General features: G+C 73.3%; 11 protein-coding genes and 1 pseudogene. 3 read left to right on the top strand and 9 right to left on the bottom strand.

Annotated features, from left to right (window positions below; genetic code table 11):
* Window positions 1-86: 86 nt before the first annotated feature.
* The gene (locus ACIBAF_RS08920; RefSeq protein ID WP_399462467.1) at window positions 87-1,130 is read right to left on the bottom strand and encodes a DUF2510 domain-containing protein; all 1,044 of its coding nucleotides are present in this window, start codon (window positions 1,128-1,130) and stop codon (window positions 87-89) included.
* A gap of 298 nt (window positions 1,131-1,428) precedes the next feature.
* On the opposite strand from ACIBAF_RS08920, the gene ACIBAF_RS08925 reads away from it, so the two are divergent.
* Window positions 1,429-4,143 carry an ATP-binding protein gene (locus ACIBAF_RS08925; RefSeq protein WP_399462468.1) on the top strand — a complete coding sequence of 905 codons (2,715 nt, stop codon included), beginning with the start codon at window positions 1,429-1,431 and terminating at the stop codon, window positions 4,141-4,143.
* A 3-nt stretch (window positions 4,144-4,146) separates the two neighbouring features.
* On the opposite strand, the gene ACIBAF_RS08930 is transcribed toward ACIBAF_RS08925, so the two are convergent.
* The 6 genes and pseudogenes from ACIBAF_RS08930 to ACIBAF_RS08955 form a co-directional block, all read right to left on the bottom strand.
* Entirely contained in the window at window positions 4,147-4,938 is a 792-nt protein-coding gene (locus ACIBAF_RS08930; RefSeq protein ID WP_399462470.1) for an SDR family NAD(P)-dependent oxidoreductase, read from the bottom strand.
* 65 nt (window positions 4,939-5,003) lie between these two features.
* The gene (gene pcaD / locus ACIBAF_RS08935; protein WP_399462471.1) at window positions 5,004-6,128 is read right to left on the bottom strand and encodes a 3-oxoadipate enol-lactonase; all 1,125 of its coding nucleotides are present in this window, start codon (window positions 6,126-6,128) and stop codon (window positions 5,004-5,006) included.
* A complete protein-coding gene (pcaB, locus tag ACIBAF_RS08940) occupies window positions 6,125-7,468 on the bottom strand; it encodes a 3-carboxy-cis,cis-muconate cycloisomerase (RefSeq protein WP_399462472.1) in 1,344 nt (447 codons plus the stop codon). The genes pcaD and pcaB overlap by 4 nt, the downstream gene beginning before the upstream one ends.
* Window positions 7,465-8,070: a protocatechuate 3,4-dioxygenase subunit alpha gene (pcaG, locus tag ACIBAF_RS08945; protein WP_399462473.1), complete on the bottom strand. Its 606-nt coding sequence runs from the start codon at window positions 8,068-8,070 to the stop codon at window positions 7,465-7,467. Before pcaG ends, pcaB begins: the two co-directional genes overlap by 4 nt.
* Before the next feature lie 6 nt (window positions 8,071-8,076).
* Window positions 8,077-8,850 (bottom strand): protocatechuate 3,4-dioxygenase subunit beta, encoded by a 774-nt coding sequence (gene pcaH / locus ACIBAF_RS08950; RefSeq protein ID WP_399462475.1) that lies wholly within the window; start codon window positions 8,848-8,850, stop codon window positions 8,077-8,079.
* Window positions 8,851-8,868: 18 nt separating this feature from the next.
* Window positions 8,869-9,003: pseudogene (locus ACIBAF_RS08955) on the bottom strand (3-oxoadipyl-CoA thiolase); the annotation flags it as partial.
* Window positions 9,004-9,194: 191 nt separating this feature from the next.
* Here ACIBAF_RS08955 and ACIBAF_RS08960 point away from each other — a divergent pair.
* Window positions 9,195-9,662 carry a MarR family winged helix-turn-helix transcriptional regulator gene (locus ACIBAF_RS08960; RefSeq protein ID WP_399462476.1) on the top strand — a complete coding sequence of 156 codons (468 nt, stop codon included), beginning with the start codon at window positions 9,195-9,197 and terminating at the stop codon, window positions 9,660-9,662.
* Window positions 9,663-9,666: 4 nt separating this feature from the next.
* Here the strand turns inward: ACIBAF_RS08960 and ACIBAF_RS08965 are convergent, their stop codons facing one another.
* On the bottom strand, window positions 9,667-10,689 hold the full coding sequence (locus tag ACIBAF_RS08965) for a DUF3048 domain-containing protein (RefSeq protein WP_399462477.1): 1,023 nt from the start codon (window positions 10,687-10,689) through the stop codon (window positions 9,667-9,669).
* 174 nt (window positions 10,690-10,863) lie between these two features.
* Between ACIBAF_RS08965 and ACIBAF_RS08970 the strand changes: the two genes are divergently transcribed.
* Complete coding sequence (locus ACIBAF_RS08970) at window positions 10,864-12,054, top strand: zinc-dependent alcohol dehydrogenase (protein WP_399462478.1); 1,191 nt, start codon at window positions 10,864-10,866, stop codon at window positions 12,052-12,054.
* Window positions 12,055-12,064: 10 nt separating this feature from the next.
* On the opposite strand, the gene ACIBAF_RS08975 is transcribed toward ACIBAF_RS08970, so the two are convergent.
* On the bottom strand, window positions 12,065-13,141 hold the full coding sequence (locus ACIBAF_RS08975; RefSeq protein WP_399462479.1) for an ATP-dependent DNA ligase: 1,077 nt from the start codon (window positions 13,139-13,141) through the stop codon (window positions 12,065-12,067).
* Window positions 13,142-13,170 lie beyond the last annotated feature (29 nt).

Genomic DNA, 13,170 nt, shown 5'->3' on the forward strand with positions numbered 1-13,170 from the left:
GGGTTCCCCTTTGAGCGGAGGGGCGCCCCACCCGGCCGATCGTTTCTCCACGGAACCCGCGGGTCCGCGCATTCCGTGGGTCCGGCTCAGACGTCCTGGCCGCTGCCGCCGCCCTTCGCCACCTTGATGCCCTGCGTGATCGTGTCGATGACCGTCAGGCTCTGGTCCGCGTCCACGCCGAAGCGGAGCACCACCAGCCGCTTGGTGTCCGCGGGCGCCGGGAACGCCAGCGACTCGACGACGCCGTCCGCGCCCTTGCTCGTGACCGCCTTCCAGCGCACCAGGTAGCCCTTCTGCCCGGCCACCGTCACCGCCTTCGAGGCGAGCACCTGGTGCGAGGTGATCGAGCCGTACGTCGTCCCGCCGTAGGACTCCTCGGCGTTGGCGGAGATGTCCGCCTTCGCGACCTGCTCCGCGGTGCTGCCCTTGGTCTCCAGCGCCTCGACGGGCGCCGAGTACACGCCCCCCTTGGTGCAGGTCTTCGAGGTGTCGCCGGGGCACTTGTAGGAGGAGTCGGAGGTGATCTGCGCCCCCACGTTGAGCTCCTGGCCGGTCCACCCCTTCGGGATGGGGATGCTGATCCCGTTGAGCGCGTCGGTCACCGCACCGCTCTTGATCTTCGGCGGCTCGGACTCGCCGGGGGAGGGAGAGGCCCCGCCCGAACCGCCCGAACCGCCGGATCCCCCCGAGCCGCCGGAGCCGCCGGACCCGCCCGAGCCGCCGAACGGCCCGCCGTTGCCGCCGGGACCGCCCTGGCCGCCCGGTCCCTGGGCCGTGCCACCGCCACCGCCCGAGCCGTCGTCCTTGGCCAGCGCGTACACGCCGACCCCGATGCTCGCGAGGACGGCGACGGCCGCGGCGACGGCTATGCCCGTCCGCAGCCCGCGCCGCTGACCCGCGCCCGCCGGGGCGGCGGGCTGTCCGGGATAGCCCGGATAGCCGGGGTACCCCGGGTGCGCCGGATAGGTTCCGTCGGCCGGGGTCTGCGCCGGCGGACCCCATACGGCGGCCGAGCCCGCGGCGCGGGTCTGGTCCGTCCATGCCTTGCCGTCCCACCAGCGTTCGGTGGCGGGACCGTCACTTGTCTGCCCCGGATCGGGATACCACCCGGGAGGAGTCACCTGCGTCATGCCCCCACCGTATGAGGCGTCGGTGAAAGCCGGATGAGAGGGCGGGCACTCGGTGGAAATCGGCGCCGGTCGCCGCGCCGGTGCGCCGACCGCACGGCTGGCGTGAATTCGACGTCAATTCGGCGCGCGTCACTCGCCGTTGACCCGCAAGGCCACTCCCGCAGGCCCGCCGGGGCGTCGCGACCCCTTCCTTGTCACCCGTCGAGGCGGGACCTGCGCCGACCGCCCTCCGCTCCGGCCCCCGGGCGGCTACGCTCGAGGTCTGTACGTCGTTCGGGCGACTTGGGGAGGTAGCGGGATGACGGAGGTCAGGCCGGCGGCGGCCGCCTCGACTTCCCTCTGGGAGCGCGAGAGGGAAGTCGCCGCGATCGCGCAGGCGGTGGAGACACTCTGCGCCCGCCAGTCCTCGTCGGGTCACCTGCTGGTGCTCCGCGGCGAGGCGGGATTCGGCAAGACCGCCCTGCTGGCCGAGACACGTCGCATCGCCGAGGCCCGCGGCTGCGCGGTCTGGTCGGCCCGCGGCGGCGAGACGCTGAAGTCCGTCCCCTTCAATGTGGTACGGCAGTTGCTGCAGCCCACGCTGCTGTCCCTGCACCCGGAGGAGGTCCGCGAGTACCTCGGCGACTGGTACGACATCGCGGGCCCCGCCCTCGGCATAACGGAACCCGGCGAGGGCCACGCCGACCCGCAGGGCGTGTGCGACGGCCTCGTCGCCGCCGTGACCCGGCTCGCAAGGCGGGACTACCCGCTGGTGCTCCTCGTCGACGACGCGCACTGGGCCGACCAGGAGACCCTGCGCTGGCTCGCCGCGTTGGTCGAACGCCTCGACGAGCTCTGCGTCCTGGTCGTCGTGGCCCGCCGGCCCGGCGAGGTCAAGGGCGACGCCGCCCGCCACCTCGACGCCATCGGCGAGGCCGCGGGCCGCGCCGTCACCAGCCTCAGCGCCCTGACCCCGGCCGCGATCGCCGGCCTCACCCGCGCCACCCTCGGCGCGCACGCCGACGCCGCGTTCTGCCGCGAGGTGTGGGCCGTCACCGACGGCAACCCCTACGAGACCGTCGAACTCCTCGCCAAGGTCCGCGACAGCGAACTCGAGCCGAGCGAGTCCTCGGCCACCGAACTGCGCCCCCTGAACCGTGCGGCACGCGGCGGCGGACTCGTCGACCGCCTGGAGAAACTGGGCGTCGACGCCACCAAGTTCGCCATGGCCGCCGCGATCCTCGGCGCCGACATCTCCGTCGCCCAGGCGGCCCGGCTCGCCGGCCTCGGCCGGGACGACGCGGTGCGCTGCGCCGAACTGCTGCGCAACGCCCGCATCCTCACCGAACCCGCCCCGGGCGCCGTCCCCGCGGACGACGGCGACCTGGAGTTCGTCCACCCGCTGATCGCCTCCGCCGTCTACGACTCCATCCCCACCGGCCTGCGCACCGCGATGCACGGCATCGCCGCCCAGGTCGTCGCCGACGCCGGCAACGGCCTCGCGGCCGCCTCCCGGCACCTGCTCCAGGTCCACGCGGAGGGCGACGAGGAACTCGTCGAGCAGCTGCGCGAGGCCGCCCGCGAACACCTCGCCGTCGGCGCCCCGGACGCCGCCCGCCGCTGTCTGGAACGGGCCCTGCAGGAACCGCCCGCCCCCGACGTCCATGCGCACGTGCTCTACGAACTGGGCTCCGCGACCTTCCTCACCGCCCCCGCCAGGACCATCGAGCACCTGCGCACAGCACTGGGCATGCCCGGCCTCGACGGCGCCGAGCGCGTCGACGCCGTCTGCCGCCTCTCCCAGGCACTCGTGCACAACGACCAGCTGGAGGAGGGCGTCCGCACGGTCGAGGCGGAGGCCGCCCGGCACGCCCCCGGACCCGCCCGGCTGCGACTGCAGGCCGTGCAGCTGATGTGGGAGGGCGTGCACGCCGGCGAGGCGGCCGCACCGCGCGGCTCGGAGAAACTCGCCTCGCTCGTCGCGACCTGCACAGGCCGGGACAACGCCGAGCGCGCCCTGCTCATCCTGCGCGGCTTCGACGCGGCGATCCACGGCGAGAACGCCATGGAGGTCGTCGAGTTCTGCGACCGCGCCCTCGTCAACGGCCGCCTCGCCCCCGGTCTCGGCTGGACCGACCAGGAATGGGGCATCGAGCTGCTGATGATGCTGGCCGGCTCCTACGCCTACACCGACCGCCTGGACCGCGCCGACGCCCTCCTCAACGAGGCCCTGCGCGCCTACGTCTCCGTCGGCTGGAGCGGCGGCCACCTCGCCCTGGCCCACGCCTACCTCGGCGTGGGCCTGCGCCGCCGGGGCCGGCTGAAGGAGGCCGAGGAGTCCCTCAGGGAATCGCTGCGCCTCGCCGAACGCGTCGGCCGCGGCCTGCCCCTGTACTGGTCGGCGACCTGCAACCTCGTCGACACACTGCTGGTCCGCGGCCATGTGGCCGAGGCCTGGGAGACCGCCGAACAGTACGGCTTCGCCCCGCCGTACCCGTCGACGATCGTGCTGCCCGACCCGCGGACCGTGCGCGGCCGGCTGCTGCTGGCCGTCGGCCGGGTCGAGGACGGCATCAACGAACTGGAGGCCGCCGAGAAGGCCGCCACCGCCCGCGGCCACCTCAACCCGGTGATGAGCCCCTGGGCCGTCGACCTCGCCCGGGCCCTGGCCGGCGCGGACCCGGACCGCGCGAACCGGCTCGTCATCGAGGCCCGCCGCCAGGCCGAACGCTTCGGCACCGACACCGCGATCGGCGAGGCCCTGCGCTGCGCCGCCGCCCTGGAGACCGGCCAGCGCGCGGTCCGGCTCGCCCAGCAGGCGGTCACCTATCTGGAGTCCTCGCCCTGCCAGTACGAACACGCCGCCGCCCGCGTCGAGTACGGCATCCTCTCGCGCTCGGCGTCCGAACTCGGCCGGGGCCTGACCCTGGCCCGTTCCTGCGGCGCCGACGGCCTGGTGGACAAGGCGCAGCAGGCCCTGCAGGGGCTGGGCGCGCCGCAGGTGGGGCTCGTCCCCGGGCAGACCCGGAGATAGCCCTCAGGCGGCGAGCAGCTTCTCGGTGAGCCGGGCGAGCCGCTCACGCACCCGCGGGTCGTACGTCGCCTCGTGCGCGCGTGCCGGACGCGTCCCGTCGAAGTAACGGCCCGTGCCCAGCTCCTGGGTGGCCAGCGCCAGCACGCCGGGAGCGCCGTCGGCGACCGTGCTCCACGGCGCGACCCCGCCCTCACGGACCATCGCGGTGTCCATGAAGGTCGCCGGATGCAGCACGTTCACCGACACACCGGTGCCCGCCAACTCCTCGGCCAGGGTGAGGGTATGGGCGGCGAGGGCGAACTTGGCGCGACAGTAGGCGGCGAACCCGTCGTAGCCGCGGGTGAACCCCGGGTCGTCGAAGTCGACGGGTTCCTGGCCGACCGAGCCGACGTTGACGATCCGGGCGGGCGCGTTCGCACGCAGGGTCGGCAGCAGGGCGCGGGTCAGGGCGACCGGCGCCAAGTAGTCGACCGCCAGCCGCAGTTCGTGCCCGTCGGCGCTCACCTCACGGCCCGAACCGGGCGAACCGGCGCCCACCCCCGCGTTGTTGACGAGCACGTCGAGTGCGGGGTGAGCCTCGGCGACCCGCGCGCCCAGCTCGCGCACCTGCGCCAGCGAGGCCAGGTCGGCGACGAACCCCTCCGCCGCGCCCTCGCCTCGCAGCTCGTCGACGAGCCGCTCCGTGCGGCCCGGGTCACGGCCGTGAGCGAGGACGAGGTGACCGGAGCGGACGAGCTCGAACGCGACGTACCGGCCGAGACCGGAGGTGGCGCCGGTGATCAGAAGGGTGGACATGCCCCCACGGTAAGCACGAGACACCGGTTTCCGGCTGTTTCTGCGGAAGCCGCGGCTGATGCGTCTCAGCCGGTGCCGTCCTCCTCCGCCAGCACCCGCTGGGCCGTCGCGAATGCCGAGTTCGCGGCCGGGACCCCGCAGTAGACGGCCGTCTGCAGCAGGACGGCGCCGATCTCGTCCGCAGTGAGACCGTTGCGCCGGGCCGCCCGTACGTGCATGGCCAGCTCGTCGTAGTGGCCGTGCGCCACCAGCGCGGTCAGTGTGATCATGCTGCGTTCGCGGCGGCTGAGCGTCGGGTCGGTCCAGATCTCGCCCCAGGCGTAGCGCGAGATGAAGTCCTGGTAGCGCGCGGTGAACGCGTCCTGCCCGGCCTGCGCCCGGTCCACGTGCGCGTCCCCGAGCACCTCCCGCCGCACCTGCATGCCCCGCTTCGCCCCGCCGTCGAGATGTGCCCGCAGCGCGGTCAGCACGGCCTCGGGGCACTGGGCGGGCGCGAGGTGCGAGGCCCCCGGCAGCTCGACCAGCGCGGCGCCCGGCACCGCGTCCGCGATCTCCCGCAGATGCGCGGGCGGCGTCGCCGGATCATGGCGCCCGGCGATCAGCAGCGTCCGCACGGCGATCTCCGGCAGCCGCTCGCGCAGGTCGAACGCGCCCAGGGCGTCACAGCACGCGGCGTAGGCCTCCGGGTCCGCATCGCGGTGGTCGTCGATCAGCTCCGGCACGGTGAACCCCGGTGTGAACCAACGGGCGTTCGCGTTCTCGGCGAGCCCCGCCAGACCTTCCCGGCGCACCAGCGCCGCCCGCTCCTCCCACGGCTTCGACCCGTTGAAGTGGGCCGAGGAACAGATCATCGCCAGCGACGAGAGGCGTTCGGGGTGGTGCAGCGCCAGTTGCAGACCCACCGCGCCGCCCAGGGACACGCCCGCGTACGCGAACCGCTCCAGCCCGAGGGAGTCGGCGAGCGCCAGCACCAGTCGGGCGAGGTCGCCGACGGTGGCGCCGGGACCGATCAGGTCGGCCGCCGAACCCCCGTGCCCGGGCAGGTCCCAGCGGACCACCCGATGCGTGACGGACAGCTCCGGGGCCACCTTGTCCCACAGGGCGTACGAGGTGCCCAGCGAAGGGCCGAGCAGCAGCGGGGGCGCGGAAGTCGGCCCCTCGGCACGGTGGTTGAGCAGTTTCTCGGTCAACGTCGCTCCAGGGCACGGTCGGTGAGGGCTCCGGCGGAGCCGGTGTAGCGGGCGGGATCGGTGAGGTCGTCCAGCTCGACGTCCTTCAAGTCGGGCTCCTCGGCGAGCAGTTCGGCCAGGGGACGATCCTCGGCGTAGGCGCGTCGGGCGAGTTCCGTGAGGAGCTCCTTGGCGCGGGCCCGGCCGAGCACGGCCGACAGCTCGGCCGACAGCCGCTCGGAGACGATCAGCCCGTGGGTGAGGTCGAGGTTCGAGCGCATCGCGTCCGCGTTCACCCGCAGGCCCTCCGTCAGCTCGGCCGCGTCCCGGGCGGCCCCGCCGACCAGCCGCAGCAGGTCCCGCAGGGGCTCCCACTCGGCGTGCCAGGCCCCGGCGGGCCGCTCGTCCTCCGCCGCCAGGGACCCCTGCAACGTGGCCGCGAGCTGCGGGGCGCGCCGGGCGGCGGCCGCGATCAGCGTGGACCGTACCGGGTTGGCCTTGTGCGGCATGGCCGAGGAACCGCCCCCGCTGCCCTCCGCCACCTCGGCGATCTCGGTGCGGGCGAGGCAGAGGACGTCCGTCGCGACCTTCCCCAGGGCGCCCGCCGTGAAGGCCAGACAGGCGGCGAGGTCGGCGATCGGCGTGCGCAGGGTGTGCCACGGCAACTGCGGTGTTCGCAGCCCGAGTTCATGGGCGTACCCGGCGGGCAGCGCGGTCGCGTCCTCAGCCCCGTACGCCGTGAAGGCCGCCAAGGTCCCGGCCGCGCCGCCGAGTTGGGCGGGCAGCGTGTCCCGTACGGCCGTCAGGCGGTCGCGTGCGTCCAGGACCAGCGACCGCCAGCCGGCCGCCTTCAGCCCGAACGTCGTCGGAACGGCGTGCTGGGTGAGCGTGCGGCCCGGCATCGGCGTGTCCCGGTGCTCGGCGGCGAGCCGGCCCAGCGCGCGCCGGCTGCGGTCGAGGTCGGCCAGGACGAGGCCGAGCGTGCGCACCGCGACCAGCATCATCGCCGTGTCCATGATGTCCTGGCTGGTCGCGCCCCGATGGACGTACGGGCCGTACTCCTTGCCGACCGCCTGCGTCAGGTCGGCGACCAGCGGGATCACCGGGTTCCCGCCGCCTCGGGCACGCTCGGCGAGGGAACGCACGTCGAAGTCGACGTCGTCGGCCGCCGAGGTGACCGCCGCGCCGGCCCCTTCCGGGGCCAGCCCCAGCGTCTCCTGGGCACGGGTCAGCGCGGCCTCCGCGTCGAGCAACGCCCGCAGAAACGCGTTGTCACCGGTCGCGGAGGCGGCTGGGGAGCCGGTCCACCCGGGGGAGAGCAGACCGGCCTCGGACGGACCGTCGGTGTGCGCAGAGGTCACTGGAACTCCAGGAAGACCGTTTCGCCCTCGCCCTGAAGGCGGATGTCGAAACGGTAGGCGGCCGGCGGGCCGTCCTGGGCGACCAGTGTGTCGCGGCGCGCCGGGGCCAGCTGCTTCAGCAGCGGATCGGCGGCGAGCGCCGCGTCGTCGCCGGGCAGGTAGATCCGGGTGAACAGGTGCACCAGCAGCCCCCGCGCGAACACGCACACACTCAGGTACGGGGCGCTCTGCCCGCGCGCGCCCGGCCGCAGCGTCCGCGCCGACCAGTGGCCGTTGGCATCCGTCTGGACGCGACCCCAGCCGGTGAACTCGACGCCGTTGCGGCCCAGGAAACCGCCGCTGGACGCATCCCGCCGCATCGAGCCGTCGACCTGGGGGAGGTTGCCCTCGGGGTCCGCGCCCCACAGCTCCAGAAACGCGTCCGGCAACGGGTTGCCCTCGCCGTCGTACACGTAGCCCTGGAGCGTGATCGTGTCCGGGTGGCCGAGGGGGGCGATGTCACCGCCGCCGGGGAACGGCAGGGCGTGGCCGTAGAAGGGACCGACCGTGTGCGACGGCGTGGGGAGCACGGTCTCCGGACGGTTCGGGTCGATCTTCGTCATCGCTGGTCAGCGCCCTTCTTCAATCCAGGTGGCGTGCGGTCCGTCGAGCACGATGTCCCAGTGGTAGCCCATCGAGAACTCCGGCACCGACAGACTGTGGTCGTACGTCGCGATCAGCCGCTGCCGGGCCGCGTCGTCCGTCACCGACTGGATGATCGGGTCGTACGGGAACAGCGGGTCGCTCGGGAAGTACATCTGCGTGACGAGCCGCTGGGTGAACGCGGTGCCGAACAGCGAGAAGTGGATGTGGGCCGGCCGCCAGGCGTTGACGTGCTGACGCCAGGGGTAGGGGCCCGGCTGGACGGTGGTGAAACGGTAGAAACCGCTGTCGTCGGTCAGTGTGCGGCCGACGCCCGTGAAGTTCGGGTCCAGCGGGGCGTCGTGCTGCTCGCGCTGGTGCGCGTAGCGGCCGGCCGAGTTGGCCTGCCAGATCTCGACCAGCTGACCGCGGACCGGACGCCCGTCGCGGTCCAGCAACCGGCCGGAGACCGTGATCCGTTCACCGATCGGCTCGCCGTTGTGCTGCCGGGTGAGGTCGTTGTCGATCTCGGTGATGTCCCGCTCGCCGAAGGCGGGGGAGGCCAGCTCCACCAGCTCCGGGTCCTTGCTGACGTCGATCGCGACGGGCGGCTGCTTGGGGTGGCGCAGGACGGAGGAACGGTACGGCGCGTAGTCGCGGCGCGGCTGGTGCTCGACGGGCGCACCGTCGGCCAGCCGCTTCTCGTACGCGGCGTGCTCGGCCGCGATCTCCTGGTCGATGTCGGCTTGCGTGAGAGTCATGGCGTTTCCCTGTGTTCCTTATCGTTCGAGGACGAGGGCGAGGCCCTGGCCCACGCCGACGCAGAGGGCGGCGACCCCGGCGCCGCTGCCCCGCGGGCCACGGGCCGCCGGGTCGGACTCGGGCCACTCGGCCACGCAGCCGAGCACCTGCGCGACCACCTTGACCATCCCTGAGGCCCCATCTCTGCTAATTAATCAGCGCACTGAGTATTTCAGCGAGGTGCCTCACGCTGCCACCGGCGCACGAAACCGTCAAGACCTCGTGGGACGGCGATCGCTCGCGCAGTCGCAGCGGATGCCGGTATTGTTCAGTGCACCGACTAATTCGGACAGTGGGAGTGCACATGGCCGCGTTGGACCTCACGACCCACCCCGGGCACCTGGCCCGGCGGCTGCAGCAGGCGCACTACCTCCTGTGGAACACGATGGTCTCCGAGGACACCACCTCGCCGCAGTTCGCGGTCCTGAACGCGCTCGTCGCCGAGCCGGGACTGGACCAGCGCACCGTGGGGGAGCGGGTCGGTCTCGACCGGTCGACCATCGCCGAGGTCATCAGCCGGCTCGGCCGCCGTGGACTGCTGGACAAGGTGCGCGACCCGCAGGACGGCCGCCGCTTCCTGTTGCGCCTCACCGACGACGGCCTGCGCACCCACCGCAAGCTGACCGTGCGCACGGCCCGGATGAACCAGGTCTTCCTCGCGCCGCTCTCCGCCGAGGAACAGGCGCAGTTCTTCGACCTCATCCGCAGGGTCTCGGACGCGGCGGAAGGGCTGCGCAACCCGGCCGAGCCCGCCGCCGTCGCCCAGAACTGACCGCCTACGGCGTCCTCACGAACACGACCCACACCTGGCCCTCGGCGAAGTCGACGGGCTTTCCGTCGTCGGCGGTGAAGTCGGTGCCGTCCGTGGCCGTCGCCCGCTTCCAGTTCACGTCGAAGACGCGTCCGTCGCGCAGCACCTCGGCCTTCCCCGCCCCCACCGTCTCGGTGTACGGCGTGTTGTTGCCGAGGAAGTCGTGGAAACGAGACGCGTGCACCTTCACGTGCTGCACCACCACCGTGGCCGGCGCCACCGGCTGCCCGGCTGCCGTCACACTCGGCGCGCCGTCCGTCGAGACCAGCCAGCGTGCCCGGCCCGCGGACCAGGTGAAGGTGAAGCGAGCCGCCGGGTAGCGCACGGTCTGCGAGCGCTCCGCCCTGCCGCCGGCGGGCGCGGCGCCGTAACGGAAGCCCGTGGTCAGTGCGGCGGCGCCCGGAGCGGCGGGCAGCAGCCGGCTCGGACGCAGGTACAGGTTGTGCGGAGCGGCCCGGTCCGTGCCGCGGAAGTAGGCGTCGGACGCCTTCTCGGGCGTGACGGCGTCCAGCGGCGCCCGGTCGATCAGCGGCAGCAGCTTGCTCTGCGCCCCGGAGAACGCGAGCACCGGCCGCTCGAACTGGCGCAGCAGCTCCAGATCGGACTCGCGGGCGCTGCGCACCGGGCCGACCGCCGTCGGCAGTCTGGTCGCGTACACGGCCATCAGCCGGCTCAGCCCGCCCTCGACCTGCTCGACGTACACGACGTCCGCCGCGTCGAGGCCCGTCTGCGGTCGGGCGTCCGGCGCGTTGTCGATCTTCACGGCGAGCACCGAGCCGCCGCTGGCGCCGGTCGGGCCCGGGCTCTGCGAGGCGCTCCTGCCGTCGTCGGGCCGGGAGGTCTCGCGCGAGGAGGAGCAGCCCGCGGCGAGGGAGACCGTCAGGGCGGCGGCCAGTGCCGTCACCGACAGCGCGACAGCAGTCGGGCGCCGGGCGCGCCCCGCGCGCCCCGTGCGTCTCGAACGACGCGTACGACTCGTGTCCGTCATGGGCACCCCCGTCCCGTGTCTTGATTGTGCGCTCATCCGTTCGACAGTGGCCATCCGACCGCGACCGGCGGCCGCGGCGGTTCGGGGCCGGGGCCCCGGGTACCCGGGGCGCAGCCAGGACCCGGGGCCCCGGACCCGCCGGGACGGACCGGACGGCGGAGGGAGAGCGGCACCATGAAGGCAGTGACCTGGCAGGGCAAGCGCGACGTACGGGTGGACACCGTGCCCGACCCGACGATCCAGGAACCGACCGACGCCGTCATCCGCATCACGTCCAGCGGTCTGTGCGGCTCCGATCTGCACCTGTACGAGGTGCTCACCCCGTTCATGACCCCGGGCGACATCCTCGGCCACGAGCCCATGGGCATCGTCGAGGCGGTGGGCGCCGGGGTGCCCGACCTCAAGGCCGGCGACCGGGTGGTGGTGCCCTTCCAGATCGCCTGCGGCAACTGCTGGATGTGCCTGAACGCGCTGCCCACCCAATGCGAGACCACCCAGGTCACCGGCGAGGGCATGGGCGCCGCCCTGTTCGGCTACACCCGCCTCTACGGCGCGGTGCCCGGCGCGCAGGCCGAGTATCTGCGCGTGCCACAGGCCCAGTTCGGGCCCATCAAGGTGCCCGAGGGACCGCCCGACGACCGTTACGTCTACCTCTCCGACGTCCTGCCCACCGCCTGGCAGGCGGTCGCCTACGCGGACGTCCCGCAGGGCGGCAGCGTCGCCGTGTTCGGCCTCGGCCCCATCGGCGACATGGCCTGCCGGGTCGCCCAGGTGCGCGGCGCCGGCCGGGTCTTCGGCATCGACCTGGTGGGCGACCGGCTGCGCCGGGCCCGCGCGCGGGGCGTGGAGACGTACGACCTGAGGAGCTTCGACAGCGAGAAGGAGCTCGTCGCCGCGATCCGCGACGAGACCGACGGCCGCGGCCCCGACGCAGTGATCGACGCCGTCGGCACGGAGGCGCACGGCAGCGCGGCCGCCCGCATGGTCCAGAACGCCTCCGCCCTGCTGCCGCGGAAACTGAGCGGACCGCTCGCGGAACGTTTCAGCGTCGACCGTCTGGCCGCCCTGCACACCGCCATCGAGCTGGTGCGTCGCGGCGGGACCCTCTCCCTGGTCGGCGTCTACGGCGGCACGGCCGACCCGCTGCCGATGCTCACCCTGTTCGACAAGCAGCTCCAGATCCGCATGGGCCAGGCCAACGTGCGCCGCTGGAGCGACGACATCCTGCCGTACCTCACCGACGAGGACCCCCTCGGCGTCGACGACTTCGCCACCCACCGCCTGCCGCTCGAGGACGCCCCGCACGCGTACGAGATGTTCCAGCGCAAGCAGGACGGTGCGGTGAAGGTCCTGATGACGCCGTGAGCCGCTCGGCTCAGCTCCTCGGCGGCGGCCCCAGGATCTCCGACAGGTCGTAGCGCACCGGTTCCTCCAGCTGCGCGTACGTGCAGCTCTGCGGGGTGCGGTCCGGGCGCCAGCGGCGGAAGCGGGCCGTGTGCCGGAACCGTGCCCCGTTCTCCATGTGGTCGTACGCCACCTCGGCCACCCGTTCGGGCCGCAGCGGCACCCAGGACAGGTCCTTCTTGCCCGACCAGCGGCTCGGCGCCCCCGGCAGCCGGGCCGTCTCGTGGGCGGCCTCCTGCGACCAGGCCGCCCACGGATGGCCCGCAGCGTCCTCCATGCGCAGCGGCTCCAGCTCCTCGACCAGCTCCGCCCGGCGCTTCATCGGGAACGCGGCGGACACGCCGACGTGCTGCAGCGTGCCCCGGTCGTCGTACAGGCCCAACAGCAGCGAGCCCACGATCGGCCCGCTCTTGTGGAAGCGGTATCCGGCGACCACGACGTCCGCGGTGCGCTCGTGCTTGACCTTGAACATGGCACGCTCGTCCTGGAGGTAACGCAGGGTGAGCGGTTTCGCGATCACGCCGTCCAGGCCCGCGCCCTCGTACTCCTCGAACCACTGCCGCGCCACCTCGACGTCGGTCGTCGCCGGCGCCACGTGCACGGGTGGGGTGACCCCGGCCAGCGCCCTGGTCAGCAGCTCGCGCCGGTCGCTCAGGGGGACGTCGAGCAGCGCCCTGTCGGCCAGCGCCAGGAGGTCGAAGGCGACGAAGGACGCCGGGGTCCGCTCGGCCAGCGTGCGCACCCGGGAGTCCGCCGGGTGGATGCGCTCCGTGAGCGCGTCGAAGTCGAGCCGTCCCTCCCGTGCGATCACGATCTCCCCGTCCAGCACACAGCGCTCCGGCACCCGCTCCCGCAGCGCCTCCACCAGCTCGGGGAAATACCTGGTCAGCGGTTTCCCGGTACGGCTGCCCAGCTCGACCTCGTCCCCGTCACGGAACGCGATCGCCCGGAAACCGTCCCACTTCGCCTCGTACTGCATGCCCGGCGGAATCGCCGTCACCGACTTGGCGAGCATCGGCTTCACGGGTGGCATCACCGGCAGATCCATCCTCCGATTCTGCGCGCCCCTCGCGCCGA

Origin of the sequence: Streptomyces sp. NPDC051677 (assembly GCF_044453465.1) — a bacterium.
In the GTDB taxonomy this organism is placed as follows: Bacteria; Actinomycetota; Actinomycetes; order Streptomycetales; family Streptomycetaceae; genus Streptomyces.

Excerpts from the sequence above, each read along its gene's own strand:
- ACIBAF_RS08920 (WP_399462467.1), bottom strand. The coding sequence starts at position 1,130 with ATGACGCAGGTGACTCCTCCCGGGTGGTATCCCGATCCGGGGCAGACA.
- ACIBAF_RS08925 (WP_399462468.1), top strand. The coding sequence starts at position 1,429 with ATGACGGAGGTCAGGCCGGCGGCGGCCGCCTCGACTTCCCTCTGGGAG.
- ACIBAF_RS08930 (WP_399462470.1), bottom strand. The coding sequence starts at position 4,938 with ATGTCCACCCTTCTGATCACCGGCGCCACCTCCGGTCTCGGCCGGTAC.
- pcaG (WP_399462473.1), bottom strand. The coding sequence starts at position 8,070 with ATGACGAAGATCGACCCGAACCGTCCGGAGACCGTGCTCCCCACGCCG.
- pcaH (WP_399462475.1), bottom strand. The coding sequence starts at position 8,850 with ATGACTCTCACGCAAGCCGACATCGACCAGGAGATCGCGGCCGAGCAC.
- ACIBAF_RS08960 (WP_399462476.1), top strand. The coding sequence starts at position 9,195 with ATGGCCGCGTTGGACCTCACGACCCACCCCGGGCACCTGGCCCGGCGG.
- ACIBAF_RS08965 (WP_399462477.1), bottom strand. The coding sequence starts at position 10,689 with ATGACGGACACGAGTCGTACGCGTCGTTCGAGACGCACGGGGCGCGCG.
- ACIBAF_RS08970 (WP_399462478.1), top strand. The coding sequence starts at position 10,864 with ATGAAGGCAGTGACCTGGCAGGGCAAGCGCGACGTACGGGTGGACACC.
- ACIBAF_RS08975 (WP_399462479.1), bottom strand. The coding sequence starts at position 13,141 with ATGGATCTGCCGGTGATGCCACCCGTGAAGCCGATGCTCGCCAAGTCG.